This is a genomic window from Mycobacterium sp. SMC-15, from assembly GCF_045310925.1.
Classification (GTDB): Bacteria; Actinomycetota; Actinomycetes; order Mycobacteriales; family Mycobacteriaceae; genus Mycobacterium.
In genome coordinates this window covers 337,388-360,843 of the sequence record NZ_JBJIAJ010000003.1, presented here as the reverse complement: position 1 = coordinate 360,843, position 23,456 = coordinate 337,388, and the positions used below count along the sequence as shown (strand labels likewise).

General features: G+C 66.5%; 24 protein-coding genes. 13 read left to right on the top strand and 11 right to left on the bottom strand.

Translation table 11 applies throughout. The features are described from left to right. Nucleotides 1–59 precede the first annotated feature (59 nt). From ACJH71_RS06725 to ACJH71_RS06715, 3 genes are all read left to right on the top strand, one after another. On the top strand, nucleotides 60–1,502 hold the full coding sequence (locus ACJH71_RS06725) for a hypothetical protein (protein WP_406757223.1): 1,443 nt from the start codon (nucleotides 60–62) through the stop codon (nucleotides 1,500–1,502). 290 nt (nucleotides 1,503–1,792) lie between these two features. Continuing rightward, a complete protein-coding gene (locus ACJH71_RS06720; RefSeq protein WP_406757222.1) occupies nucleotides 1,793–1,960 on the top strand; it encodes a hypothetical protein in 168 nt (55 codons plus the stop codon). 124 nt (nucleotides 1,961–2,084) lie between these two features. Further along, nucleotides 2,085–2,465 (top strand): DUF2511 domain-containing protein, encoded by a 381-nt coding sequence (locus ACJH71_RS06715; RefSeq protein ID WP_406757221.1) that lies wholly within the window; start codon nucleotides 2,085–2,087, stop codon nucleotides 2,463–2,465. Between the two features lie 141 nt (nucleotides 2,466–2,606). Here the strand turns inward: ACJH71_RS06715 and ACJH71_RS06710 are convergent, their stop codons facing one another. From ACJH71_RS06710 to ACJH71_RS06695, 4 genes are all read right to left on the bottom strand, one after another. Continuing rightward, nucleotides 2,607–2,918: a DUF732 domain-containing protein gene (locus ACJH71_RS06710; RefSeq protein ID WP_406757220.1), complete on the bottom strand. Its 312-nt coding sequence runs from the start codon at nucleotides 2,916–2,918 to the stop codon at nucleotides 2,607–2,609. A gap of 11 nt (nucleotides 2,919–2,929) precedes the next feature. Next, nucleotides 2,930–3,400 carry a hypothetical protein gene (locus ACJH71_RS06705; RefSeq protein ID WP_406757219.1) on the bottom strand — a complete coding sequence of 157 codons (471 nt, stop codon included), beginning with the start codon at nucleotides 3,398–3,400 and terminating at the stop codon, nucleotides 2,930–2,932. 82 nt (nucleotides 3,401–3,482) lie between these two features. After that, on the bottom strand, nucleotides 3,483–4,952 hold the full coding sequence (locus ACJH71_RS06700) for a hypothetical protein (protein WP_406757218.1): 1,470 nt from the start codon (nucleotides 4,950–4,952) through the stop codon (nucleotides 3,483–3,485). 14 nt (nucleotides 4,953–4,966) lie between these two features. Then, nucleotides 4,967–5,323: a type VII secretion target gene (locus ACJH71_RS06695; RefSeq protein WP_406757217.1), complete on the bottom strand. Its 357-nt coding sequence runs from the start codon at nucleotides 5,321–5,323 to the stop codon at nucleotides 4,967–4,969. Between the two features lie 195 nt (nucleotides 5,324–5,518). On the opposite strand from ACJH71_RS06695, the gene ACJH71_RS06690 reads away from it, so the two are divergent. The 4 genes from ACJH71_RS06690 to ACJH71_RS06675 all read left to right on the top strand — a co-directional run bounded on the left by ACJH71_RS06690 (nucleotide 5,519) and on the right by ACJH71_RS06675 (nucleotide 9,763). Continuing rightward, a complete protein-coding gene (locus tag ACJH71_RS06690; RefSeq protein WP_406757216.1) occupies nucleotides 5,519–5,995 on the top strand; it encodes a hypothetical protein in 477 nt (158 codons plus the stop codon). 71 nt (nucleotides 5,996–6,066) lie between these two features. After that, nucleotides 6,067–6,609 carry a GIY-YIG nuclease family protein gene (locus tag ACJH71_RS06685; RefSeq protein WP_406757215.1) on the top strand — a complete coding sequence of 181 codons (543 nt, stop codon included), beginning with the start codon at nucleotides 6,067–6,069 and terminating at the stop codon, nucleotides 6,607–6,609. 258 nt (nucleotides 6,610–6,867) lie between these two features. Beyond that, entirely contained in the window at nucleotides 6,868–8,988 is a 2,121-nt protein-coding gene (locus ACJH71_RS06680) for a PGRS repeat-containing protein (RefSeq protein WP_406757214.1), read from the top strand. A 109-nt stretch (nucleotides 8,989–9,097) separates the two neighbouring features. Beyond that, nucleotides 9,098–9,763 carry a serine protease gene (locus ACJH71_RS06675; protein WP_406757213.1) on the top strand — a complete coding sequence of 222 codons (666 nt, stop codon included), beginning with the start codon at nucleotides 9,098–9,100 and terminating at the stop codon, nucleotides 9,761–9,763. A 707-nt stretch (nucleotides 9,764–10,470) separates the two neighbouring features. On the opposite strand, the gene ACJH71_RS06670 is transcribed toward ACJH71_RS06675, so the two are convergent. Beyond that, nucleotides 10,471–10,800, bottom strand: a complete 330-nt coding sequence (locus ACJH71_RS06670; RefSeq protein ID WP_406757212.1) for a hypothetical protein — start codon at nucleotides 10,798–10,800, stop codon at nucleotides 10,471–10,473. A gap of 592 nt (nucleotides 10,801–11,392) precedes the next feature. On the opposite strand from ACJH71_RS06670, the gene ACJH71_RS06665 reads away from it, so the two are divergent. Beyond that, nucleotides 11,393–11,557: a hypothetical protein gene (locus ACJH71_RS06665; RefSeq protein WP_406757211.1), complete on the top strand. Its 165-nt coding sequence runs from the start codon at nucleotides 11,393–11,395 to the stop codon at nucleotides 11,555–11,557. A gap of 29 nt (nucleotides 11,558–11,586) precedes the next feature. Here ACJH71_RS06665 and ACJH71_RS06660 read toward each other — a convergent pair whose 3' ends face one another. Next, entirely contained in the window at nucleotides 11,587–13,788 is a 2,202-nt protein-coding gene (locus tag ACJH71_RS06660; RefSeq protein ID WP_406757210.1) for a molybdopterin-dependent oxidoreductase, read from the bottom strand. A gap of 247 nt (nucleotides 13,789–14,035) precedes the next feature. Between ACJH71_RS06660 and ACJH71_RS06655 the strand changes: the two genes are divergently transcribed. Next, nucleotides 14,036–15,031 (top strand): oxygenase MpaB family protein, encoded by a 996-nt coding sequence (locus ACJH71_RS06655; protein ID WP_406757278.1) that lies wholly within the window; start codon nucleotides 14,036–14,038, stop codon nucleotides 15,029–15,031. Nucleotides 15,032–15,053: 22 nt separating this feature from the next. Here ACJH71_RS06655 and ACJH71_RS06650 read toward each other — a convergent pair whose 3' ends face one another. Both ACJH71_RS06650 and ACJH71_RS06645 read right to left on the bottom strand, forming a co-directional pair. After that, nucleotides 15,054–16,187: a TIGR03857 family LLM class F420-dependent oxidoreductase gene (locus ACJH71_RS06650; RefSeq protein ID WP_406757209.1), complete on the bottom strand. Its 1,134-nt coding sequence runs from the start codon at nucleotides 16,185–16,187 to the stop codon at nucleotides 15,054–15,056. A 61-nt stretch (nucleotides 16,188–16,248) separates the two neighbouring features. Next, nucleotides 16,249–16,749 carry a TspO/MBR family protein gene (locus tag ACJH71_RS06645; RefSeq protein ID WP_406757208.1) on the bottom strand — a complete coding sequence of 167 codons (501 nt, stop codon included), beginning with the start codon at nucleotides 16,747–16,749 and terminating at the stop codon, nucleotides 16,249–16,251. Between the two features lie 77 nt (nucleotides 16,750–16,826). On the opposite strand from ACJH71_RS06645, the gene ACJH71_RS06640 reads away from it, so the two are divergent. Both ACJH71_RS06640 and ACJH71_RS06635 read left to right on the top strand, forming a co-directional pair. Next, a complete protein-coding gene (locus ACJH71_RS06640) occupies nucleotides 16,827–17,516 on the top strand; it encodes a type 1 glutamine amidotransferase domain-containing protein (protein ID WP_406757207.1) in 690 nt (229 codons plus the stop codon). Between the two features lie 47 nt (nucleotides 17,517–17,563). Then, complete coding sequence (locus ACJH71_RS06635) at nucleotides 17,564–19,930, top strand: AAA family ATPase (protein WP_406757206.1); 2,367 nt, start codon at nucleotides 17,564–17,566, stop codon at nucleotides 19,928–19,930. Nucleotides 19,931–19,938: 8 nt separating this feature from the next. Here the strand turns inward: ACJH71_RS06635 and ACJH71_RS06630 are convergent, their stop codons facing one another. Further along, the gene (locus tag ACJH71_RS06630) at nucleotides 19,939–20,334 is read right to left on the bottom strand and encodes a DUF6319 family protein (protein ID WP_406757277.1); all 396 of its coding nucleotides are present in this window, start codon (nucleotides 20,332–20,334) and stop codon (nucleotides 19,939–19,941) included. A gap of 309 nt (nucleotides 20,335–20,643) precedes the next feature. On the opposite strand from ACJH71_RS06630, the gene ACJH71_RS06625 reads away from it, so the two are divergent. After that, nucleotides 20,644–21,435, top strand: a complete 792-nt coding sequence (locus ACJH71_RS06625) for an SDR family NAD(P)-dependent oxidoreductase (RefSeq protein ID WP_406757205.1) — start codon at nucleotides 20,644–20,646, stop codon at nucleotides 21,433–21,435. 51 nt (nucleotides 21,436–21,486) lie between these two features. Here ACJH71_RS06625 and ACJH71_RS06620 read toward each other — a convergent pair whose 3' ends face one another. Together ACJH71_RS06620 and ACJH71_RS06615 are read right to left on the bottom strand one after the other, a co-directional pair. Continuing rightward, nucleotides 21,487–22,128, bottom strand: a complete 642-nt coding sequence (locus tag ACJH71_RS06620) for an NAD(P)-dependent oxidoreductase (protein ID WP_406757204.1) — start codon at nucleotides 22,126–22,128, stop codon at nucleotides 21,487–21,489. A 22-nt stretch (nucleotides 22,129–22,150) separates the two neighbouring features. Further along, nucleotides 22,151–22,522, bottom strand: coding sequence for a DoxX family protein (locus ACJH71_RS06615; RefSeq protein ID WP_406757203.1), 372 nt, complete (start codon nucleotides 22,520–22,522; stop codon nucleotides 22,151–22,153). A 159-nt stretch (nucleotides 22,523–22,681) separates the two neighbouring features. Here ACJH71_RS06615 and ACJH71_RS06610 point away from each other — a divergent pair, with 159 nt between their 5' ends. Then, on the top strand, nucleotides 22,682–23,377 hold the full coding sequence (locus ACJH71_RS06610; RefSeq protein WP_406757202.1) for a TetR/AcrR family transcriptional regulator: 696 nt from the start codon (nucleotides 22,682–22,684) through the stop codon (nucleotides 23,375–23,377). Nucleotides 23,378–23,456: the final 79 nt, after the last annotated feature.

Sequence of the window (23,456 nt, the reverse complement as noted above, 5' to 3'; positions counted from 1 at the left end):
CTGCGTTTACTCGGTTGTTAAGGTTCCGATCAGATTTCACCGAGTCAGAGGAGCGGGGCATGGGTCTTCGGACAGGCAAGCACACGATCGGCCGGGCGGCAGCTGCTGCCGGTGCAGCGGGGATGTTCACGGCTTTCGGGCTGATGACGCCGACCGCGCACGCCGACTTTGAGGACCTGTTCGACAGCTTCAGCGCGATGGATACTGGTTCCGCAGTGGGTACCGTGCCTGATGCTGCGGAGACCTTCGACCTGTTCTGGGTCGGTGCTAACGGGATGGGTGGCTTGCACGCTCACCTGGAGGACTTCATCAACGACAACCTCTGGTGGCTCAACCCGATCAACGCACTGTTTGCCTTCGATAACCACTGCGGCCTGATCTGCGACGGTGCGGACTCGGCGGTGATCAGGGACGAACTCGGCAACACCATTGGAGGCACCGTCGCTCAGAACGGCGGCTGGTGGTTCGGCGACGGCGGTGACGGTGCTGCCGGCATGGACGGTGGTTCGGCCGGAATGATGGGCAACGGCGGCCACGGTAGCGACGGTTACTTCCAGTACGAGGCAACTGGCCCCGATACGTCAACTTTGACGGCAACTGTTGCTGGAGGCGACGGCGGAAACGGAGGTTGGCTGTTCGGGCACGGCGGCGACGGTGGTCTTGGCGTCGGCAGCACGTTCTTCAATCCGTTGGAGGTCGACGGTTCCGCTGGAGGCGACGGCGGTAGCGCAGGAATTTTCGGCAATGGCGGCGACGGCGGCATCGGCGGGGACGGCGGCGACTTTAGCCAGCTATGGGGTCGCACCCTAAGCGGTTCTGACGGCGGCGCCGGCGGCAACGGCGGAGCCGGCGGAACGTTTCTCGGAAACAGCGGTGCTGGCGGCAACGGCGGCAACGGCGGCAGCGGCGCCAGCGGAATCATCCCCCCGTGGTACCCGCTGTATTCCCCACATGGTGATGGTCTAGCTGGCGGCCACGGTGGAAGCGGTGGGGCGGGTGGCGACGCCGGGCGTGCGAATGGGTGGCTGGGCGGTACAGAGGGGCGCCCCGGTGACGGTGGTGGGGGTGGCAATGGGGGCTCGGGCGGTTCAGGAGGCGATGCTAGCTACGTAGGCGGTGCTGGCGGAAACGGTGGCAACGGCGGAGCTGGTGGTGCGGGAGTTGCGGAGAATGGTGCCACTGGACATGCGGGCGCAGGCGGCTCCGGAGGCGCAGGTCTGAACGGTGCCGACGGGGGCAACGGTGGCAATGGCGGCAATGGCGGAAACGCGCCGACAGGTAGTGCCGGCAGTGCCGGCGGGAATGGCGGCAGCGGTGGCGGAACGTCTTACAGCGATGGCGTAGCAGGTATCGCCGGAGACGGTGGGAACGGCGGAAACGGTGGTAGTTCCGGTGGTCGGGCTGGTGCGACAGGAACCGAAGGCGGTGTACACAGCATCGATGAGGATGGCAACGGCGTCGGAGGTGCAGGGGGCGCGGGCGGTGCCGGCGCCCAGCCGTGATCTCGGCTGAGCTCCGTAGAACGGGGCGGGGAGCGGGGCGACCTCAGCTTCTCTGCTACTCGCGCCTCGCGCTGCCCCTGTCGCACCGCCGGTCCAGGCTCGGGCACATGACCGATGACATGATCGCGGCCGTCGTCGCTGCCGACGCGGAGATCGCTGCCTGGGCCGAAGAACTGAGGGCGTAGTGGACGGCTGAGCTGATCGCGCTGCGTGACGCGTGCCCGCCGGGTGACATGGCCGAACACGACTAGCACTTTCTGTCACGACTGGAGTCGTGCGGACCGAGATCCATGTGGTGGGCGCCGTATCTGGTGGCTCCGGAAACCACCAACGCCGCGATCACGCTCGTCGTGGACGGTGCGGTGCGTCGCTACGTCGGCGACGCGGAGTCAGATGCGCGGCATGCGATCGCCGGGGGCGGGACTTGGTCGCGGGGGACCGGAATGTCGATCCTCTAGCTCACTCCGGCGCCGGCGGGTTCACCGCGGCGGTGATCCGCTCGCGCCGAATAGCCGGATTCGCACACCGGCCATCGTCCGTGCGATTAGATGACACGGTCACTGATAGAACGGGAGGGATTCCGTGCCGTCCAAGTCATTGCTGCGGTTCGCCGCGGTCATCGCCGTTGCAGCTGTCGCCGCCACTGCTTCTCCTACCGCCACCGCTGCTCCTAACCCCAACAACCGGCCGAAGGGCTATGTGTCTGAGGAGACTTGGACCGATGGCCCGTGGCCCCTGACGGTTTCCGAGGCGACCCTGATGTGCGCGCGCCAGGGTGTCGGGGGAGGACAGCAGTCGTTGACTCTTGCGGCGAATCGGAAGATGTACGCCGTGAATGGCACCGCGAAGTCGACGGGTCAATTCGAAGACATCGACGAGATCTGGGCTGACGATGCCACGTACCCAGGGCTGAAGGTGGACATCGGCCCACTGATCACTAAAGGCTTGTCGCTCTGCGACTGACGCACTCGTAGGACGAGCATTCGGGACCGGCCGCAGCGAACGGCGAAAACACCAACGAGGCGCTGACCGCAGTCACCGCCAACGCCATTGCCCGAACCGAACTCACGGCAGCCGCGGGGCAAGACGCGCAGCAGCCGCGGGTTATGGCGTGTCCAGGGTGTCGGGACACAGTTCGTGCTGCGCCGCATCGACCATCACGCCGTCCACCGCTCCTGCGATCTTCTTGTCGATCCGCGATATCGGGTCACCGTTGAAACGCAGGCTGGTGCAGATGTTCTTTCCGAATTGGACTGCCCTTGCCGGCGTTTCGACGTTCACGTGGTACTGAAACCCGTGGGATGTGAGGTACGTCAGATAGCTCTGATCATCGGCGCGCGCCGGCCACGACGGTGCAATCACCACAGCCGCGGCCGCGGCAGCCGCGGCAAACAGCGTGTGGCGGGCCTGAATCACGGTACGCACGGTCAGAAGGTCCACGATCCGGAGGGCTCAAGGACGAACCCGCGGTTGAGGATCGGGTCGATGCACGCGGTCAGCCGGTCCGCGCCGACCAGGCACGTCGTATTGGCCGCCGTGATTTTCTGCCCTACGTGCAGCACCGCCGAGGTGATGGTTGGGCAGGTCTCTTGCTTGAAGCCGTATGGCCCAAGGTCCGATGGCTCAGAAGTCGGCGCGCCCACCCCCATGCACTTGCCGCCCTCGGCTCGCGAGTCGCTGCCGGGTACACCTGGCAGAGGCCCTGTGCAGCCCGGACTGACGTGATCATCGGGTCCGTTGGCCAGCGAAGCCCATCCGCACTGCAACCCGTCGGGGGTGGCGAAGAAGACACCACCGCCGCCCCTGCCGAAATGAGTTGTGTAGGAGGAAGGATCAACCGCGTGGAATGCGTCGAGGTCGGGGAACCCCGAGGGCGCTCCACACGCAGTCGGCGCCAACGTGAGGCATCCTGCGACGACAATTGCTGGTACTGCCGTAACCGCGAGTGACCTATCCGGCATCGGACCGCCCTGTTCCCTGCTAGTGACCGACGGTGACAGTGGTGGTGTACGTCATCGGATTATATGGATCGAACGGCTGCCCGGCTGGAAGTCCCGGGGGCCGAGGCATATCAGTCCAGGTACTCACCCGCAGTCCAACCACCTCCTTTCCCGTCGCCGGGTCGAAGGACAGCCCGGTGACGGTAGGGCCGTACACACTGGGCAGGTCGCGCTGGGTGAGTATTTCCACCGGAGACGCCGCGGCGAGCCCTTGGGGATTGGCCGCGGCGATAGCCGATACCGGTCCACTTTCGGTTGCGCCGACCAGCATGAAACCGCCGCCTTGTAACGCGACCACCTGGCTTTCCCGGTTTCCCGGCAGCGCCACGTCGCCAACACGGTGCAGGGTGCTGACCCAGCCGTTCGGGTTGGCGGGGTCGATGGGCGCCGAAACCCACATCCCCCTGGTGAGATCGTCTTCGGTGTTGCTGGCGTTGCCGATGATGACCATCTGGTTGGTGGCGGCGTCGTAGGCGCCACTGGCCTGGAAAATCCCAGGTAGATCACCGACTCTCACCGGATGGTTCGGGTCGGTGAAATCCCATACCGTGCCGTTCGTCGCCCAAGGGCTGATGCCCGGCTGTACCGAGCCGTCAGGATTGCTGAAGAACGCGTAGCGCCTACCGTCGGTTCCCAGCGCGGTGCCCGTCGGCAGGGGTCGAGTACCGTCAGGCCCCTGGGCGAGTTGGGAGGCGGGGCTTCGCGGGAAGTCTGCTGGCCGGCCGTCCGGGTAAAACTGCCGCGGATCGCCGCCGAAGATCGGCCCCTGGCCGTCTTGGAACTGGTCTTGCAGGTCGTAGCCGTCTTGCTCACGTTCAGGAGTGCTGGCCGGGCCTTGGATCGTCGGGTCGCGGCGAACGTCATCGACGAGCACCACGCGCGGCTGCCCGTTGCCACCCGCCCCACCGTCGGCGCCGTCTTCACCGAAGCTGAACGAGTGCAGGCCCGCGGTGGCAGTGCTGAGTTGGCGGGCTATCTCCTGCTCGTTGTTGACTAGATTGGCGGTGCGGGACTTGATGAAGCTGGAATGCCTTTCCGCGGCGGTCTCGCGCTGCACCTGTTCCGCGGCGGAGCTGTAGTAGGTCCAGGTGTCGGTGACCGAGTAGTCGTCGCCAACCCGAAAATCCTCGCGCTCGGCGGTATTGACGGCAGAGAGCACCAGTCCCTTGTTGCTCTGCTGGGCTTGTGCGCCGCGGGCGGCGATAGCGGCGGCGTTGCGCAGCATGTCGGCGGGACCGTGGATTTTCACGACGTCGGCGGCGGCGCGCTGTTGGAAGGCTTCGGCGCCGGCGCCGGTCCATGCGGAGCCTCCGGGACTCATTGAGGCGTCGCGGACTTCGGTGAACGCGGCTTCCCAGGTGTTGGCGAGATTGGTCCAGGCGGTGGCGTTGGTGGTGAGGTAATCCCAGTTGGCGTCTTCGATCGCGGTCAGCGGCGGCAATCCGGACATCGCGGTCTATCTGCCTATACCCCTAGTGTGCCGGCGCCGCCGTCGACACCGGAGTTGCGGGGGACCAGCGAGGGAAGGCCGCCGGCGTGCTGGGGGACTGCGGCCAGGGTTGCGGCGCCGTCGTGGTCCATCGACTCGTACCCCCGAGCGGCGGTGCCCAGCTTGTTCGAGGTCGCGGTCATCCGGGTCTTGGAGGCGGTGCCGACGCTGCTCGCACCGGAATTGACGCTGCTGGTCGCTGCTCCGCTGGACTGCCAGCCGGACGCGGTAGCCGCGGGCAGCGCCGGTGTGACCTGGCCTGACAATGCCGCGCAGCGCTGCGCCAGCTCGCGCAGGCTGACCGGGGTGACCCGCAGGGCGGGGGAGGTCATGGGGGAACTGTATTAGTGAATGCCGGCTTGTGGAATTCACTGGCCGGGTCGGGCCGTTCGCGGGGGACTGACCGCTCGCTGCGAAATATCCTCACGCTGAATTTGTCAGCCCGACGGAGGTCCCCGACAGAGGTCAGAGGGTAGGGCGACCGCGCCAGCGGGCGACGGTCGTTCGTTCGGGTTACTTTGACGTCCATGACGAACGAAGAACGACTCCGGCAGATTGCCAGGGACGTATTCCCGGACTGGTCGCGGCCGCCCAGGATCGTTGTTGAGCAGATCGGCGAGCTGGTTAGGCGATGGCCGGTTGACGGCTTCGCCCGCGAGAAGCTGCCAGATCACCGGTGCCGTCTTGTCTGGATCGACAGGCACGCGATCGGACAGTTGGACTACATCTCGGACGCTGCGGAGGAGCAGAATCTGGCCGCGGTCATTCGGCCGCTGAGCCAGGTCGCTGGGGTCGACGTCAATTCCTATGGGGCAGCGGACGGTTTCGGGGAGCGGACGTACCGGCGTGCCATGCGGGTGCGCTTCGCATCGGGGGATTCGATCGAGGTCGACGCGACCCAACACACGAACGACAGCCTTCGTAGCCATGCCGACCGGTTCATCGATCGGGTGCTGGACGCACTGGCGGGCGGACCCGCCGGGGAACAGGCGCCGTCTCGGTAAGGGACCGTGCCGGAGTTGCTTCCCGGTCTGAGGCAGACGCGGGCAGGACGCAGCTCAGCTAGGTTTCGAGAATGGACGCAGCACAAGTGCTGGGACAGTTGTCGGATCGTCGAACGCGACTGGACCTTCTCGATGCCCCCGCAGCGCCCGGAGTTTATGCGTTTTTCCTCCGTGAGGGTGCTGTGCCGGGATTGCACTGCGGGTCCGGGGACTGTCTCTACATCGGGCGGTCGTCGAACCTCGCTCAGCGGGAGTTCGACACCCATTTTCGTGCGGGCGGCAGCGGCTTCTCCACGCTGCGGCGATCGCTGGGCGCGCTGCTGATCGACGAACTCGATCTGCAACCCCAACCGAGAAGCGCCGGAACCAGTGACACCAACTATCGCAACTATCGCTTCGACACCCGCGGCGAAGAAGCACTCAGCGCCTGGATGCACGGTCACCTCGAAGTGGCCGTGTTCGAAGAGGCTGATCCCAAATCGCTTGAGCACGAACTCGTCGTATTGGCCGGGCCGCCACTGAATCTCACACACTGGCCGAACCCGGACGCGCCGATGATCAAGGCCGCACGAAAGCGCTGCACTGATAGGGCGAGGGCCAGCCGGCAACGGTGACGGGCACCGACCGCCACCGGTCGCTGCCCGGACCGCCGCTAGCCCTGGTACACGGCGCGATAGACGATCGATCCGGCTTCCGACTGGGCGCCGCACCGTCTGCACGCCAGTCTGCGGGGTACTTATCCGGGCGGCGTTCGAATGGCGGTTCACTGCCTTCCGTGATAGGCAGTTGCCGTGAAGATCTCAGGTTGGCTTAAGGGAAATGGATCTGCGTCGGCGCGGCGGGTGGCTGCTGCGGGGGCTTCCTTAGGGGCGTTGGCGGCTTTCGGTTTGGCCCCGACGGCTCATGCCGACTTCGAGGACTTCTTCGCCGACCTGCTGGACCCGGCCGCATGGGGCACACTATTCGAGCCCGGCTACTGGGACGGTTCGGATTCTGCGTCGACGCTCGACCTCGCATCGCTGTTCAGCGGCGAGGACCTGGCGGGTGCGGCTGTCGGTACTGATTTCGCCGACTGGTTCCAGAACGACATCTATCTCCCGTTGCATGCTGCGATGCAGGACTGGATCGACAGCCCATTTGGCTCGACGGTCAACGACTTCGTCAACCCGTTGTTTGCCTTCGGCGGTGCCTGCGGCCTGATCTGCAACGGCGTCGACGGCACCGAGACCACTGTCGACGGCGGCGCTGGCGGCTGGATCTTCGGTGACGGTGGAACCGGTTGGAGCAGCACCGAAGACGGTGTGGACGGCGGTGACGGCGGCGCCGGCGGTTGGCTGGGCAATGGCGGTGCGGGGGGAGACGGCGGCGCCGGAGCTGGTGGTGGCTCGGGTGGTGCTGGTGGCTGGATCGGCAACGGTGGCTCCGGCGGCGACGGTGGGACCGGCCTAGACGGGCTGCACGCGGGAGACGGCGGTAGGGGCGGAAACGGCGGCAGTGCCGGATACCTTTTCAGCACCAACGGTGACGGCGGCAACGGCGGTGGTGGTGGCAACTCGGTCGGCGACAGCGGAACCGGTGGTGCCGGCGGCAACGGTGGTACCAGCGGTCGCACCCCGGGCTATTACGCCACCGGCAATGCTGGCGGTTCGGGCGGCAACGGTGGCGACGGCGGCAGTGCCGACGGAATAGGCGGCACCGGCGGTGCCGGCGGCAACGGCGGAAACAGCAGCCAGACGAGCGTTTGGATGGGCCGAGAAGGCGGCCCCGGCGGCAATGGCGGCAACGGCGGTGCCGCCACCGGTGCCGGCAGCATTGCTGGCAACGGCGGAAACGGCGGCGATGGCGGCGGCGCCGGCAGCGGTCTAGCAAGTAGTGACGGCGGCCCCGGCGGCAACGGGGGCAATGGTGGTGCCGCTATCGGTGATGACAGCACCGCTGGCAATGGCGGCAACGGTGGTAGAGGTGGCGGCGCAGCCGGTCTGGGCGGCGGCCGCGATGGTGGTGTCGGCGGCGACGGTGGCACCGGCGGTGCGGCCCAGGGCGTCGGCAGTACCGCTGGCAATGGTGGCGACGGTGGTGTTGGCGGCGGCGGCGCCGGTCTGGGTAGCGGCCGTGATGGTGGTGTCGGTGGTAACGGTGGCACCGGCGGCGCGGCCCAGGGTGTCGGCAGTACCGCTGGTAATGGCGGGAACGGTGGCAGCGGCGGCGTCGGCAGCGCTGTGGGCAGTCCCCGTGACGGCGGAGCGGGCGGCAACGGTGGCAATGGCGGTGATGCCAGCGGTGCCGGCAGCCTCGCCGGGGCCGGCGGCAACGGCGGCGCTGGAGGCATTACTAGCCCCATGACCGGAGGCCGGAACGGTGGGGCAGGCGGCAATGGCGGCAACGGTGGTGATGGGACTGATGGCGGGTCAGCGAGCCACGGTGGTGCAGGCGGCATAGGCGGCGGCACTGGTCTAGGTTCCAGCGGTGCTGGCGGCAACGGTGGTGTCGGCGGCAACGGCGGCGCCAGCGACGGTGGTGTCGGCGGTGCAGGCGGCAACGGCGGAGCCGGCAACAGCGACAGCGCGTTCAGCCGTGCCGGTGGTGGTGGGGGTGGCGGTGGCGGAGCCGGCACAGGGGGCCAAGGCGGCAACGGTGGCGACGGTGGCGACGGCGGCAGCGGCCTAGGATCTCAAGGCTTAGCCGACAACAGTCTGAAACACGGCAACGGCGGGAATGGCGGTACCGGCGGAGCCGCCAACGGCGGCACCGGAGGAAATGGCGGCGCCGGCGGCAACGGCGGCGCCGGCGCCGGACTTACCGCAGGCGGCAGCGGCGGCAACGGTGGAAACGGCGGACAGGTCGGCCCCAACGGCAACGGCGCCGGCGGCGACGGTGGCAGCGGCGGAGGCAGTTTCGAGAACCCCGGTGGCGATGGTGGCAACGGCGGTGCTGACGGAACACCAGGAACACCGGGCACCGACGGCGCATCCGGCCCGAACCCAAACGGCTGACCGAAGGTCGAGCTGACTAAATCAGTCCTCCTGCCCGACTAGCCGTCGACGGTGGTCGACGGCAGACCGGGGCGTGGCAACGCTGGCTGAATCGAACGGAAGAGGCGTAATGCAGTTCGCGCGTTGGCGGGTAACCCTTGCCCTTGCACTGCTTTTCGGTGCGGGCCTACCGGCCGCTCCACCCGCGGCTGCGATGGTGATCTTGGGCGGTGGGGCCGTCATCGTCGTTGACGGAAACAGCTACTGCACGCTGACCACAATCGGACGTGACCGGGCCGGTGACGTGGTGGGTTTCACGGGATCGCAGTGCGGTGGGCCAGGGGCGGTGGTGGCGATCGCGGGAACAGACACGACCGTGGGCACCGTGGTGGCCGTCAACAACAACCTTCGGTACGCGGTGATCAAGTTCGATGTGCCCGACCTGATCCCGGTGTCTGACTACGCCGGCACTGTGATCAACGGCATCGGTGCAGACCCGGTGGCCGCTTCGCTGGTGTGCAAGTGGGGACCTGCAACCCCCGGTATCTGCAATTCCGTTTGGCGCGACGGATGGCCGGACGTGCCGATGGTTGGCCGATTTGAGGTGGGCGATGTGGGTGCCCCGGTAACGATGGACGGTCGTCTGGTCGGCCTGGTCTACGGCGGCAACCTCATCTATCGGGGCAGATACAACCCGCCACTGGACGTTACGTACTTGACGAAATTCAACGCGATCCTGGAGGACGTCAACGCCGGTGACGGACCGGGCAGCGGATTCGTGCCGATCGGAAGTTGACGGGGCACTGCTGCGGGGGGAAGAGGGCAGCTGCACGTGGCCCCCGACTGGTGCCCCGGCCCCTGCCATTCCACGCGCGGATCACGTCGACGGACGCTGCACCGCTGCGCGCCAGCGCGTGTCGGCGGGGTGCGGGTGAGAGGTTCGAATTGGGCGACGGACCGATTCATACGCGGAACAGGTGGTCATCCCGGTGTAGACGACCTGCCAGCGGCAGTGGCTGCGAGTGCTGGCGCCGCGGTCGGGCAGATCGCAATCGCGGCTAGCGCAGCGGTGGACAGCGACGACGGTGATCTCACGGCGTGCGACGCAGACGTGAAACGGAGCATGAGAATCGGCGCGGGACATGCGGATTCCTCGGAACGGGGTAGCCCCACCGAGTCCGCGATTCGCCGCGCGGATGGGGGCTATAGCGGGTTCCGAAGACCGCCGGCTGAAGCCGAAAATGCCATGCTGAGGAGGGGACTTGGCTGGGGCGACAAGTGTTGGAGGACAGCGGCGGGTGCTAGTGCCGGTTTGACGGTCACGCCGCGCTGCTTCTCCGGGTCTCCGGCACCAGCGGAGCAAGCGGAGATGCCTAACGCCTACGCACACCGGGCGGGTCGGCGCAATGGTGCCCCGAACCAGCGCTCGGGCGGGAACTATCGGTCCGGCTGTCCGGGGCGGCGATATCGGAATCGGTCGCTACATGCCTGGCCGGTTCGGTGTCACTGGTCATGCACGTTCTCGGGCGGTGCACCCCAGAAGCCGTTAGTCGATGTCTCCGGCGTGACGACTTCGCACTTGCGGCCACCGGGCGCGTAGCCGCCGGGGCTGCCGGGGACGTAGGACTGTTCCCACGTCGAGCACCGCTGCCATGAGCCATCCTCACGGATCGGCCCGTCGCACAGCAGGGCTGAGTTGAACATCCCGAAGTTGACGCAACCCGGCGATGGGTCGCCGGGTACTGCCGTCGCATCGGGTGCGGTGGGCAGCGTCAGCGCGGCCAGGGCGACCGCGGTCGTGAGCGTGGTCAGCACTGCTGTTCTCATGTTCATCGGTTCGCTTCCGTTGATCCTTTTTTGTGTGCGCTCGGCTAGCCGAACAACGACGCTCCGGCAGGTGCGTAGATCGTCGTCGTGGGCCTGCGAATAGATCGACAGTGACACCGCCGGGTAGTGACGATGCCATGCGGCTGTGACAAACCGCAATTAGGTACTAATGAGGTAGCTCATCGACACCTCAGCAGCGTAGCTTTGGGCATGGCGACAGATGCCAATAGCCGGGTCTCCTGAATGCACACGCTCGTATGGCACTTTCATGGGCTCGATGACATTGAGCCTATCGACTTGGTGCGCATCGTTCGGAAGAATTCGCAGTTCGGACACGGGCGACAGTGCGCGGCGCCGCGTAGTGTCCCTCTCAGTTCTTCGTCCGCGAAAGGTCTCTTCGCGAATGTCTCGCTCTCGTACATTCGCTCTGCCCGGCATTGCGATCAACGGCATAGGTCCAGACCCGGAATTCGATGCGGTCGTGTGCAAGTCGGGGCCTGCCACTCCCGGCCTCTGTGGGCATATTAGATTCACCGACTGGCCGCGCCCGACGATGGCTGGGCTATTTGAGACCGGTGATGTGGGAGCGCCGGTAATCATGGACGGTCGGCTGGTGGGCCTGGCCTACGATGGCGGCTGGATCATTGGCTCCCGGTATCGGCCCCCGACGGCGCTTACGAACTTAACGAAATTCAGCGCGATCCTCGCCGACGTCAACGCCGGTGACGGGCCCGGCAGTGGCTTCGTCCCGATCGGCAGCTGACAGCCGTCCGCCTGACTTCCCGAGAACCCTTACCGCCCAAGCGCATCGTCCTCGACCGCAATTGCGGTGGCAGTAACGGAAACCCAGGTGTTGTTGAGGGCAGCGGTGCCGGTGAAGGTGTCCACCCGCTGCGGATCGTGTAGGTCATTCACGTTGGCCCCGGGCAGGGAGTCCGCGTGGCGCCAGCCGGTGTTGCGGTGTCCCCAGCCGTGGGGGACCGAGACGGTGCCGGGCCGCATGTCGTCGCTGATGTGCAGCGGAACTTCGATCTTTCCGATGTCGGAAGTGACCTGAACCGTGTCGCCCTCGGCAAGGCCGCGATCCTTGGCGTCGTCGGGGTGCATGTGCACGGTGCATTGGTTGGAACCACTGGTCATCGACGGCACGTTGTGCAGCCAGGAGTTGTTGCTGCGTAGCTGGCGTCGGCCGATGAGCTGCAGGTCGTAGGCGCTTGCCGGGCCGGCGGGGCCGTCGAGCAACGTGGCTGTGGCGGCGATGAACTCCTCCGGCGCGAGCTGCACCTTGCGGTCACGGGTGCCGATGACCTCCCGCAGCCGGGGGCGCAGTGGCCCGAGGTCCAGTCCTCCGGCGCTGTCTCGTAGTTGTCGCATGGTGATGCCCTTGCGGCCTTTACGGATCCAGCCATAGGGTCCAGTCGCCAGGGAGATGGCGGCCATGCGCAGCGGATTGATCGCGGAGACCAGTCGTTCGCGCACCGGTGCGATCACCTTGCGCAGCGGGGCCGGCAGCAGCTCCAGCATCAGCAGGCTGAGGATCTCCCAGTCGTCTTTGGTGCCCGCCGGTGGTTCGAAGGTTCGATGTTGGTAGCGAATGTTGTTGCGCACACTGAAGACCGGAAGCAGCAGCCCGACATCCTCACGCTCCAGCGGTGAGGCCGGCGGCAAGACGTAATCGGCATGCCGGCTGGTTTCGGTGACGTACATGTCTATGGCCACATACAGATCCAGCGAAGCCATGGCCTGGTCCAGGCGGCCCTTCTGCGGGATCGAGGACACCGGGTTGCCGGCGCAGGTGATCATCGCCTTGATCTGGCCCTCGCCGGCGGTGAGAATTTCGTCGGCCATGACGACCGCGGGAAGCTCACCGCGGAAGGACTTGTAATGCCCAGAGCGGTCGGTCCACGCTCCGTAGCCGGCCGGGATGTACTTCGCCACACGTGGCACGTCGGCCGCCGGCGTGGAGAACATGGTGCCGCCGGCTCGGTCCAGGTTGCCGGTGACGGCGTTGATGACCATGACCAGCCAACTCACCAGCGTCCCGGTCTCCTGGTGGCAGATGCCGATCCGGCAGTAGATGGCTGCCGACTCCGCCGCGGCATGGTCACGCGCCAGGGTGTAGATGGTCTCGGCATCGACACCGGCGCGTGCGGCGACGGCCTCGGGGCTGGCGTTAGCGACCAGGTGGCGCAGCTCCGGAAGACCCACCGACTGGCGGGCAATCGCCGCTGTGTCGCAGAGGTTTTCGTTGATCAGGACATGCAGCATGCCCAGCAGGAGATAGAGGTCGCCACCGGGGCGCACCGCGACATGGGCGTCCGCCAGCTTTGCCGTCTCGGTACGGCGCGGGTCGATCACGACGACGGTCCCGCCGCGGTCACGCACGGCTTTGATCCGTCGTTTGGCCCCGGGCATGACCGATAGTGACCCGTTGGACACTGCGGGATTGGCGCCGAGGATCACCAGGCGCTGGGTCCGGTCGATGTCGGTGATCGGGATCAGCACGTTGGAGCCGAACACCTTCCAGGCCGCGAACTCGTGCGGCATCTGATCGATGCTCGACGCGGAGAAGAAATTGGGAGTCATCAGGGCCGCGCGAAGCAGCAGGCCGTAGATCGCCGCGGAACTGTGCGCAGCAGGGTTGCCCAGGTACATCCCGACAGCCTCTTTGCCGTGCTCTTTGCGGACCCGGCGCAATCGCGTCCCGATGTCGGAAAGGGCTTGTTCCCAGCTCACGGGTTCAAAGGCTTTGCCGACCCGCCGCATCGGCGTACGCAGCCGGTCCGGGTCGTCATGCAGCCCGCCCATCGCGGTCGACTTGGGGCAGATGTAGCCGTGCGAGAACACGTCCTCGGAGTTGCCCTGGATGCGACTGACTTTGCCGTCGGTCACCGTGATCTGAATGCCGCAGTGTGCCTCACACAGCGTGCACTGACTGTTATGCGTGGTGCTCGCTCCCCGGGAAACCGACAGGGGCAGGTCGACAGTCGTCATTGGTGTCTCCATCCGCGGCAGTCATCGCGCCTTGGCGTGAATCACGATCCCCCGACTCGCGCTGCTGCCGTGTGCGCACCGATGAGAATTCTGGCATCCCGGTCGCCCCCACCGCCACGGATTCAGGCCGACCCGAGCGGCCCCCTCATTGACCCGAGCCCGGTGTCCCCTTAGACTTCAATACTGATAACGCATGTTGTCAGAAGTGGTCAACGATGACTGGGAGTGCGCACTCGTGACTCAAGACATGTCGGAAACCTGCCCCGCGGCCGACGAGACGCCGATAGCTGCCGGATGTCCCGTGAGCAACGGCGGCTACGACGCACCCCCGATTCCGCTGGGTCCCGACTCGCTGACCTGGAAGTACTTCGGCCAATGGACCGGTCTGTTCCAGGGGACCTGGGCCGGCTCCATGCAGAACATGCACCCGCAACTCGGTGCGGCAGTCAAAGACCACTCGATCTTCTTCATCGAGCGCATCCCGCGCCTGATGCGGTCGATCTACCCGATCGGCGGCGTGGTGTTCGACGGCTATCGCGCACCGCAGACCGGCGCCGAGGTGCGCGACTACCACATCGGCATCAAGGGCGTCGATGAGCAGGGGCGCCGCTACAGCGCGCTGAACCCTGACGTCTTCTACTGGGCGCACGCGACCTTCTTCAAGTCGACCCTGCTGGCCGCCGAGAAGTTCGCCGGCGGGCTGACCGAGGCCGACAAGCGGCAACTCTTCGACGAGCACGTGCAGTGGTACCGGATGTACGGCATGAGCATGCGCCCGGTGCCCAAGTCCTGGGAAGAGTTCCAAGAGTACTGGGATCACATGTGCAACAACGTCCTGGAGAACAACTGGGCGGCCCGTGAGGTCATGGACCTGTCGACCATGCCCAAACACCCGTCACTGGAGTGGATTCCGGACTGGCTGTGGGCGCTAAACCTCAAGGTCGGCCAGCGCTTCCTGACGTTCATGACCGTGGCCCTCTATGACCCGCCGGTGCGTGAACTCATGGGCTACACCTGGTCTGCGCGCCAGGAGCGGGTGCACGGGTATGTCTGCAAGGCCATCACCTTCGTCTCCAAGTACGGCCCCAAGCGCGCGTTGATGCATCCGCGCAAGCGTTCGGCGTTGGATCGCGCCTCGGGCCGCCTTCCGGTGGACGCGCCCCTGGTGCAGACCCCGGCGCGTAACCTCCCGCCGGTGGACTACCGCAACGACCCGCACTTCTACTGCCCGAAAGTCGACTGACCCGGGCTGAAGTGCCTCGGGCTCAGGCGAATCTGCCCGGGTTCGCCGTGACGGCCCGGTGCAGTGTCGGCCGGTTGGCCCGGTAGGCCTGCACGACCGGCGCGAGCTCGTGGGGGCTGGCCCCGTGCATGATCACCGAGTGCACGCCCAGATCGAACTGCCGGGCGATGGTGCTCGCGCAGTCGCGGGCCGATCCGGCTGCCGCTGCCGCCAACCATTCGGCGGGAATCAGCTCGGCGATGCGCTGCAGCGTCTCGTACGAGGCGCTGGCGTCGATGGGCCCGGCGGTCGCGGCATCGGTGAACAGCTCGGACTGCCGGATTCGCTCCCACACCTGCAGGTCCCAGCCATTGGCGGAGACCAGCACATCGGGATAGGCCTGCAAGTAGGTCGCTAGCCGGCCGACCCCGCGGCGCAGTTGATCGTCCTGTGACAGCGAGTCGCACACCGTCGCCAGGCACGCCCAGATACGGATGCTGTCGGGATCACGGCCCGCGCGTTCGGCGCCGCGCCGCACCGCCGCGACCGATGCCGCGGTCGCCTGGTCGGAGAAGAAGGTGTGTAGCACAACGAAATCGGCGATCTCACCGGCCAGTTCCATCGTCTTGGGGCCGACGGCGACCAAGCCGATCGGTGGCCCCTCGCCCAAGCCATTGGCGTGGCGCAGCATCGGCCACTTTCCCGCCGGCCCGTCGTGATTGAAGATCGTCTCGCCGGCCCAGAGCCGGCGCAGGATGGAAAAGAAGTCACGCAGCCGAGCCGCGGTCACCGTCGGCAGGCCGATGGCCGGCCAGTACCCGCCCATGCCGCGGCCGAATGCCATGGCGAAGCGTCCCTCGGTCAGGGCGTGCATGGTCGATCCCACGGTCGCCGTCACCGTGGGGTGGCGGGTGTGGTGGTTGGTCGACGGGGCGATCCCCAGACTGGAGCTGCAGCCCGCAACGGCGCCGCTGAGCACCGCCGGGTCTTTGACGGTGAAGCGTTCTCCGATGTGGCACGAACCCAGACCGAGCGCGTCGGCCTCCCGGGCTTCGGGCAGCACCACGCGAGCATCCGCAGGGTGTCGGGTGACGGCGTAATAGCCGAGTTCGTTCAGTTGGATGTCGGTGTCAGCTGCGCTCGACGGGTCGGTGACCAGCGGTGCGGTGCGATTCATCCCGCAATTACACTACGGCGAGTAGCGTTATACAAGCGGTCCGGCCAAGGTTCCGCACGTTTTAGCTGTTCAGCGACCACACCGAGAAGTTCAGCGCGGTCGCGAACAGGATCCATCCGAAATACGGCAGCATCATCCACGCCGCCCCGCGCTGGACCTTCCAGAAGGCCGCGATGGTGACCGCCGCGGCGACGTCCAGAAGCAGGATGTCGACCAGGGCCAGACCGCGCCAGCCCAGCCCGAAAAACAGTGGCGACCACAGCAGATTCAGCAGCAGCTGTACGCCGTAGGCGATGATCGCGGGATTTGTCCAGCGAGGATCCGCGCGCCAGACGAGCCAGGCCGCGACCGCCATCAACAGATAAAGAGCACTCCACACCGGACCGAACAGGTAGCTCGGTGGCGCCCAACTCGGTTGGGCGAGCCGTCCGTAGTCGGCGGCAGCGTCTGCCGAGGCGAGCCCCCCGAGGGCCGCAACGATGATGACGAGCACCAGCGAGATCAGGAACGCGGCGAGGTGTTGGGAATTCGGTTGCTGGGTTTTCGACGAGATCGCTCCCATCTGGTCACAGTAGAACCCAATCGCAGGATCTGGCCAGTTCGCTGGCGCTGCCGGAGTGCCAGGAGAATCCTGGGGAGATGACCAAGCGCATCCTCAACGTCGTCTCCAACGTCGCCCAGTACGACGACCCGGCCGAGCCGACCGGATTGTGGCTCTCCGAGCTGACCCACGCCTATCAGGTCTTCGCCGATGCGGGCTATCGACAGACGATCGTCAGCCCGAAAGGCGGGCAATCGCCGCTGGAACCGCGTTCGCTGAAGTTCCCCAACTTCGACAAGAGCGCCAAGGCGTGGAAGGCCGACAATACGAAGATGGCGCTGCTGGCCGGAACCGCCGCACCGGACGAGATCAATTCGGCGGACTATGACGCCATCTACTTCACCGGCGGGCATGCCGTCATGTACGACTTCCCGAACAGCGAAGGACTACAACGCATCACACGCGAGATCTTCGAAAACGGGGGAGTGGTGTCCTCGGTCTGCCACGGCTACTGCGGCCTGCTCAACACCACGCTCTCCGATGGATCGCTGTTGGTCGCCGGACGCAAGCTCACCGGATTCGCCTGGTCGGAGGAGGTGCTGGCCCGCGTCAACAAGCTGGTGCCCTACAACGCCGAAGCGGAGATGAAGAAGCGTGGCGCCCACTACGGCAAGGGCCTGATTCCGTTCGCCTCGCACGTCGTCGTCGACGGACGACTGGTCACCGGTCAGAATCCGGGATCGGCCAAGTCGACCGCCAAGAAGATCGTCTCCGTGCTGGGCAGGTGACGCCCTCGCCGGTTCGCGGCACCCCGCTCACCAGTAGGGTGCCATCAGTGGTGGCAGCCAGCGATACCGTCGTGCTGACCGAGGAGTTCCGTGCCGCGTTGGGGCTACTGGCGGCAGGGCGAAACCTCTTCCTGACCGGTAAGGCCGGTACGGGCAAGTCGACGCTCATCCGTCACTTCATGGCTAATACCGATCGCAACGTCGTGGTGGTCGCGCCGACCGGGATCGCCGCACTCAACGTCGACGGCCACACCATCCACCGCCTGTTCGGATTCCGGCCCACCACAACGCTGTCCGATGTCACCGGCGGCGACTACCGGCCCGGGCGCTTCACCAAGACACTGGCCAAGCTGCAGACGCTGATCATCGACGAGGCGTCGATGGTGCGCGCCGACGTGTTCGACATGATCGCGGGAGCGCTGCAGCGGTTCGGCCCGGAGCCTGGAACCGCGTTCGGCGGCGTCCAGGTGGTGCTGGTCGGTGACCTCTACCAGCTGCCGCCCGTGGTCACCGAAGGCGAGCAACACTATTTCTCGACGACCTATGACACCCCGTACTTCTTCTCGGCGCACACCTTCCAACGGGCGGATTTCCCCAGCGTCTCGTTGACAACGGTATTCCGCCAGCTCGGCGATGACCGGATGACCGCGATTCTCAACGAGATTCGTGAAGGCGTGCTGCTCGGTCATGCGAGGGCGCACCTGGACGCCCGGGTGGACGCCGACTTCGTGCCGCCGGACGGCGAACTCTGGTTGACGTTGGCGCCGACCAACAGGCTGGTCACCGCCCGCAACCGCCAACAGCTGGATCGGTTGCCGGGCGAGGAGATGGTGCACCGCGCCACCGAATCCGGCGACCTGTCCCTGTTCGACAAGCCGCTGGACGACGAGTTGCGCTTCAAGGTCGGCGCCCAGGTGATGATGCTCAACAACGATCAGGCCGAGCGCTGGGTGAACGGTTCGATCGGCCGCGTGGTGGGTGTGGGCTATGACCGCCACGGCGCGGTGGTCGAAATCGAGTTTCCCGACGGTGGCATCGCCGAAGTCGCCCCCTTCACCTGGGAGGCCACTCGTCCCGTGGTCGAGGGCGGATCCTTGCGCCGCGACGTTGTCGGCACCTTCACCCAGCTGCCGTTCAAACTGGCCTGGGCGATCACCATCCACAAGAGCCAAGGCCAGACCCTCGAGCGGCTGGTGGTGGATCTGTCCGGCGGCATGTTCTCCACCGGCCAGCTGTATGTGGCGTTGAGCCGTTGCACCTCGTTGGCCGGGCTCGTGCTGAAACGCCCTGTGCTGCCGAAAGACCTGAAGGTGGATCGCCGGATTGCCCGGTTCCTGCGCACCTCGGTCGACGGTGACCGGGCGCGCCGTTACTGCGCGATCGGTCTGCTCACGGTGGGGGATGAGGGGCGGATGTCGCGGCCGCGCCCGGTGGAACTGGCGGTCGCGTTCGACGACGGCACCGCTGTGTCGACGCTGATCAACCCGCAGCGGGATCTGGCCGACGCCCGCCAGGCGTATCGGATCGGGGTGGCCGACGTGCTGCTGGCGCCGACGCTGCGGGAGGCCTGGGCGGTGATCGCGCCGATGCTGGCCGGGTGCACGCCGGTGGGCGTAAAGGTCGACGAGACGCTGGGGCTGATCGACTTCGAACTCAAGCGACTGGGACAGGTGGTTCCGATGCCGCTCGGCATCGAACTGCGGGGCCCAAGTATCGCCGGCGACACGGCGCTGCGGCGGGCCCGGTCGGCGCTTGAGCGCCTCGATACCGTCGACCTGGAGTCCGGCTCGTCGCCGTTCGAAGACCCCGACGACACCGTCGCGCTCTCGGGACTTTTGATCAGCCGCGATCCCGACGCCGCAACCCCGACGGCAGAACACCTTCCGGCGCTGTCCGCGCTGTTGCGGATCAGCCGAAGCCTCGGAGCGGTCCTGCTGGGCGCCACACCCGTCGGCCCGGCATCGCTGGCGGGGCAGAACAATTGGGAGCAGGCGGCGTGCCAGGCCGCCGCCGACCAACTGCTGCTCGCCGCCACCCGCACCCGGCTACCGGATGAGGTGTCGGCGCGCCTGCACGACGCACTGAATGCGCTGGGCGCCGGCGACCTGGCAGCCGGGCTGGCTCAGACGCAGTCGATGGCCGACAACATCGACGCGGTGCTGGTTCCCGGCGCCCGCATCTGCTTCACCGGAACCGCGGTCGATGGCCAAGGCCGCGTGCTCTATCGCGACGAGGTGGAGCGGTTGGCTGCCTCGGCCGGACTGGCGCCGGTGCGTTCGGTGACCAAGACGCGATGTGAGGTGCTGGTGATCGCCGAAGCGGGCACGCAGTCCGGAAAGGCCCGCAAGGCTCAGGACTACGGCAAACCGGTGTTCACCGTGGCGGAGTTCTTGGGTTGGCTCGCGCGTCGGTGACCCCGACATCAGTCCAAGTCTGCCAAGGCTTTCCGCGCGGCTTCGAGCTCGGCTTCGAGTGCGGCCACCCGCGCGGCATGCTGGGAACGCGCCTCATCCATCAGCGCCTCGATCGGCGCGAACAGGTCCTCGTGGAGTTCCTTGGCGGCGCGTGACACCGCGGCGGCCGCGACGGCGAGGTTGCGCACCAGATAGCTACTGCCCTGCTTGATCTCGGCGCGCCACTCACCGTCGGCGGTGCCGGACACACTAAGGGTCAACTCGAAAGTCTTGGCCTTCTTGCCGGCCGTCTTCTTGGCCGGAGCGGTTGCGTCTGTGGTCGCAACGTGAGCGTCGGGCGTCGGCGTGCTCTCCGCGGCCGATTCCACGCTGGCGGCGTCATCGGTTGCGGACGGGGTTTCCATTGCGAATGTCGGTGCGGTCATGGTCGCGGTGAACTCCTTCTCCTCGTCTCCCGCGGCAGCGGGCAGTCCTGGGTATTAGAACACGCGTTCGATGCGCTGGGTATCGCCGACTCCGATTGGCGCGGCGCCTCGGCATGTGTCGGGGTGCGAAGCAGGGTCGGCCGCGGGCGAGCCGCCGTGCATAATGAGACTGAGTCTCGCGTTGATGTGTCCGCAGCGCCATCCGGACCGCTCCAACGTCCCTCAGCGAGGAGCTGAAATGAAAGCGCGCATCGCAGCATCGTCCGGGGCGCCCAGGAGGGGCGTCTAGTGCCGTGGGCGCTCATCACCGGCGCTTCATCCGGCATCGGTGAACAGTTCTGCCACCTCTTTGCTGCCGATGGCATCGACCTGGCGATCACCTCCTCGCCTCGCAGCGCCGACCTCCTCAACACACTGGCGCAGGAGCTACGGCAACGTTATTCCATTGCCGTCGAACCGATTTCGATGGATCTCGCTACCCCGGATGCGGCCGCTGAGCTTCGCGCACGGGTACACCAGGGCACCGACGGCGGCGTCGTCGATTTCCTGGTGAACAACGCCGCATTCGGCATCGTCGGCATACCGCTGCAACGGTACGACCCGGCCGATCTGACCCGCATGCTCCAGGTCAACGTGATGACCCTTGCCAACCTGGCCTGCGCATATGCGCAGGAGATGGTCGGCCGCGGGGCGGGTCGCATCCTCAATGTCAGTTCCGTGTCGGGATACGTTGTGCCGCATGGCCTGGAATGCGGCTACGCGGCCTCCAAGGCGTTTGTGGTGAGCTTCTCGGAGTGCCTCGCGCAGGACCTCAAGGGAACCGGGGTGACCTGCACCCATCTCGCGCCCGGTCCCACTCGAACCAACTTCTTCCGCGCCGCCGGCATCACCAACGAGCGCTGGCTACGGTACATGTACATGGAACCCGCCCCAGTCGCACAAGCGGGATACAAGGCAATGATGGCCGGCAAACCCGCCTGCATCCCCGGCGTCGGCAACAAAGCGATGCGCCTCGCGGCCAAACTCGCTCCTTCCCGCACAGTGATGGCACGCGCTTCTGGCATGATGATCCGCCGCTGAAACGCCCACCGCCGTCCGACGCGTTGCTACCGTCGTCGCGCCACGCAACGGTCAGTTGCTGATGGCGGGCGCGGCGTTGAGGTAGGTGTCGTCGTTGACCTGTGCCGCGGTGAAGGCGGCGATGTCAGCGCGGCTGACGGTGAATCCGATCCGGTCGGTTCCGTAGAAGCCAACCCGCAGCTCTCCGGTCTTAGGGGTGTTCCTCGGGGCGGTGAAGCGAACGATGGTCCAGTTCACTCCGCTGTTGATGATCATCCGGCTCATGCCGAGTAGTTCCTGGTAGGCGCGTGGCAGAGCGTGGCGCCCCATGAACCCGATGAGCCGGGTTTGCCAGGTGGGCTCTTCGCGCGGGTCGAGAAGGCTGGGGGTGCCGTGGCCGATGTAGCGGGTGACACCGTGGCGTTTCATCGCGTCGAGGATGTGCCGGGTGCCGTCGACGAGCGGCAGGCCGGTGGCTTTGCGGTCCATGGCCGGACCGAGGGCGCTGACGACGGCGTCGGCGCTTGCGATGGCGTTGTCGATGGCGGCGGCGTCGGACATCTCGCCAATCACCACGCGCACCTTCTTACCCCAGCTGGTGGGGATCTTCGCTGGGTTGCGCGCGTAGGCGGTGACGCTATGGCCGCGGTCGAGGAGTTCGTCGACGGTCAGGGAACCGATGGCGCCGGTAGCGCCGAAGACGGTGACATTCATGGGTTCTTCTTTCCCGGGTCGGTCAACTGCCGTGAGCGCCGAAGCGTCCCCACGCCACGAAAACGGCGGCGGCGAGCAGGATCAGATTGAACAGAATCGCCGACGGCTCCTTGCGGCGGGCGTGGGTGATCGCGGCGAGCACCATCACCAGTGCCAGCCCGACCGCGGCCAGCGGGGTCAGGATCGGGGCGATCCCGGTCCACGCGGGCAGGATCAAACCCAGCGCACCGAGCAGCTCAATGACCCCGATGAAGCGCACCGTGTTCGCGGAGAAGCCGGCGGCCCACGGCAGTTTCTCGGCGAGCCGGTCCTTGGGCTGGGTGGCCTTCATGAGCCCGGCCATCGCGAACATCGCGGCCAGCACCCAGGCCGCGATCCACAGTGCAACATTCACCGCCCGAACTCCTTCGAAGAGGCCGGCCGCTCCGGATCAAGCGCAGAGACATCGCAGGTCAGAGCAGCGGCAACGCAGAAATGGAACGCGCTTCCCGCATTCAGCAAGGAGTATAGCAGCGCAAATGGGCAGGCTGTTCCACTTGGGTACAGTGGCGTGATGGACACGGATCTTCCCGCGCCGGAGCCCGACCGGATCGCTGACGGCACCGCATCGGAGTTGCGGGTGGATGCCGAGCGCAATCGCGAGCGCATCGTGGCCGCCGCGCGCCACCTGTTTGCCCGGGAGGGCCTGGGTGTGTCCATGGCCTCGGTCGCCCGGGAAGCTGGCGTGGGCAAGGCGACGTTGTCGCGGCGCTTCGCCACCCGAGAGGACCTGATCGCTGCGGTGTTCGCCGATCGAATGGATGCTTACGCCGCGGCAGTCACCATCGCGCTGGCGGAACCGGATCCGTGGCAGGGCTTCGCCGGCTACGTCCAGGCGGTGTGCGCGATGCAGGCCGCCGACCGCGGGTTCGCCGACGTCCTCACCATGACCTTCCCGACCGCCGCGCCGCTAGAAGCACGCCGCGCCGAAGCGTACAACGGTTTCCTCGAGCTCATCGGCCGCGCGCAGGCCGGCGGCAAGCTACGCAACGACTTCACCGACGGGGACCTAGTCGTCCTGTTCATGGCCAACGCCGGAGTGATCGCCGCCACCGGTGACGCCGCGCCTGAGGCCTGGAGGCGCTTGGTCGGCTACATGCTGCGTTCCTTCGCCGCCCCCGGCGCAGAGGTTCCCCCCCTGCCGCCGGCACCCGAACCCCGCGCACTCTACCGCGCGATGATCCGACTGATCCGCCCGCATCTTCGTTGACCAGCCAGGCGAATGGGAGCCGGGCATCCGTCCGACGAGGACGAATGATCACAGATCAGGTGCCAACCAAATCCGGACG